Origin of the sequence: Anaerococcus sp. HMSC065G05, from assembly GCF_001812365.1 — a bacterium.
In the GTDB taxonomy this organism is placed as follows: domain Bacteria; phylum Bacillota; class Clostridia; order Tissierellales; family Peptoniphilaceae; genus Anaerococcus; species Anaerococcus vaginalis.
Genome location: NZ_KV808727.1, coordinates 168827 through 170829, shown reverse-complemented (window position 1 = coordinate 170829; position 2003 = coordinate 168827). Strand labels below are relative to the sequence as shown.

At 28.4% G+C, this 2003-nt stretch carries 1 protein-coding gene and 1 pseudogene; both read left to right on the top strand.

Features of this window, described 5'->3' with window-relative positions:
* Nucleotides 1-295 (top strand): annotated as a pseudogene (tuf, locus tag HMPREF2852_RS09275) (elongation factor Tu); the annotation flags it as partial.
* A gap of 108 nt (nt 296-403) precedes the next feature.
* Nucleotides 404-2003 (top strand): lysylphosphatidylglycerol synthase domain-containing protein (locus tag HMPREF2852_RS09270; RefSeq protein WP_148130571.1); only part of this gene is annotated, 1600 nt, incomplete at its 3' end.

The following is a 2003-nucleotide window of genomic DNA, read 5'->3' as shown; positions in this document are numbered from 1 at the left end:
CTCAGTACACCCACACACAGAATTCGAAGGACAAGTATACGTACTAACAAAAGAAGAAGGCGGAAGACATACCCCATTCTTCTCAGGCTATAGACCACAATTCTTCTTCAGAACAACAGACGTAACAGGAGACATCCAACTAGAAGAAGGAACAGAAATGGTAATGCCAGGAGACAACGCAACATTCAAAATCAAATTACAAAAACCAATCGCTCTAGAAGAAGGATTAAGATTCGCAGTAAGAGAAGGTGGAAGAACAGTTGCATCTGGAGTTGTTTCTAAAGTTATAGCTTAATTTAGCTAAAAATTTGAAATAAAATAGATTATTTGAAAGGCGGGGGAATCCCCGTCTTTTTTTAAGAATATTATTGAAATTTTATTTAAAATTTAATGAGGAAATTAAATGAAAGAAAAATTGAGTAATTTTAAGGAAATATTTAAGAAAATATTTTTTATATCTGTATTAATTCTTGTAATTGTAGAATTTAGAAAAATATCCAAAGAAATAAAACTTGAAGATGTAAAATTTATTTTTTCTAGCTTATCGGTTATTACATTACTTTTTATGGGAATCTATGGAATTTTTGCTAATATTCCAGCAAGCTTGTATGATTTTATTTTGAATGAAGAGCTTGGAAATGATTATGATAAAAAATACATAGGAGAAACTGGATTTTGCATTAATAATTTTAATGATCTTTTAGGGCTTGGTGGATTTATTTCTATTGGACTTAGAACGGCTTTTTACGGTAAGGGACATGAAGCTACAAAGCTTGTGAAAAAAATTTTACAACTTTTGGTATTTTTACCATGCGGTTTATCATTTTTTTCTATTATTTCCTTAATTTCTTTAATGTTTCACTCAAATCCAAATTTACAAAGTTATATGCTTTTGCTTGTTGGTGCAAGTTTGTATATTCCTTTTGTGTTGGCTTTGTCTTTTTTTGGAAAGATTAAATTTTCTAGAAAAAATCAAATAAAATTATTTTTAATCTCAATTGCTGAGTGGTTTGGAGTTATGAGTGCCTTTGTGGTTATTGGGTATTTGATGGGAATCAAATTTGATTTGATAAGCTTATCAACTTTGGTCGTTGCGGCAAATATTGTAGGATATATTTCTATGATTCCTGGTGCCATCGGTTCTTTTGACCTTATAATTTTATTTGCTTTAAAAAGTCAGGGTATAAATCAAGAATTGGCACTTGCTTGGATTCTTCTTTATAGAATGTTTTACTATATTGTTCCATTTTGTCTTGCTTTTGTATTTTTTACTAAAAATTTTACAATTGCTTTTCAATTTAAGGAATCTGCTTTTATAAAAAGACTTTTCAAAAATATTCTTTTGGTTTTGAATACTTTTTTGTTGTATATTTTTGGACTTTTTATGATTTTGGCTGCAACCTTGCCAGATAAGGCTTATGGTGGAGGTATTCTTACAAAATTAAATCCTATAAGAGCATCAGCTATTTATCAGTTTCCATCTCTTCTTTTTGGATTTATATTTATAGTTATGGCAAGAGCTTATATTTCAAAACAGAAAAAATCTTTTCTTTTAAATACCATAATGTTAATTCTTGTATTTTGCTATACTTATATAACTGATTATAGTTTATCTACTCTTATTTATATTTTTATAATGTTTGTAATTAATCTACTTACAAAAGATGAACTTTATACTAAGCAATTTATTTATGCTAGCGAAGATAGGTTTATTGATTTGCTTTTGACAAATTTTATGCTCATAGTTTATGTAGGGAAAATTTTGAAACGTGGCTCTATCATTGATGTGAATATTAGTGAGGCTAATGATTTTATTCTGATTCCTTTTGAGTATAATTTTATTTCAATAATTGCAACTATATCAATAATTTATTTTCTCGTTTATCTTTTGGTTAGGAATTTGCAAGGGGCTAGGTTAAAAGTTGGGGAAAAATTTGATTATGATAGGTATATAAATTTACTTAAAAATCAGGGCGGTTCCAAAGAAGCTTTTCTTTCTTTTT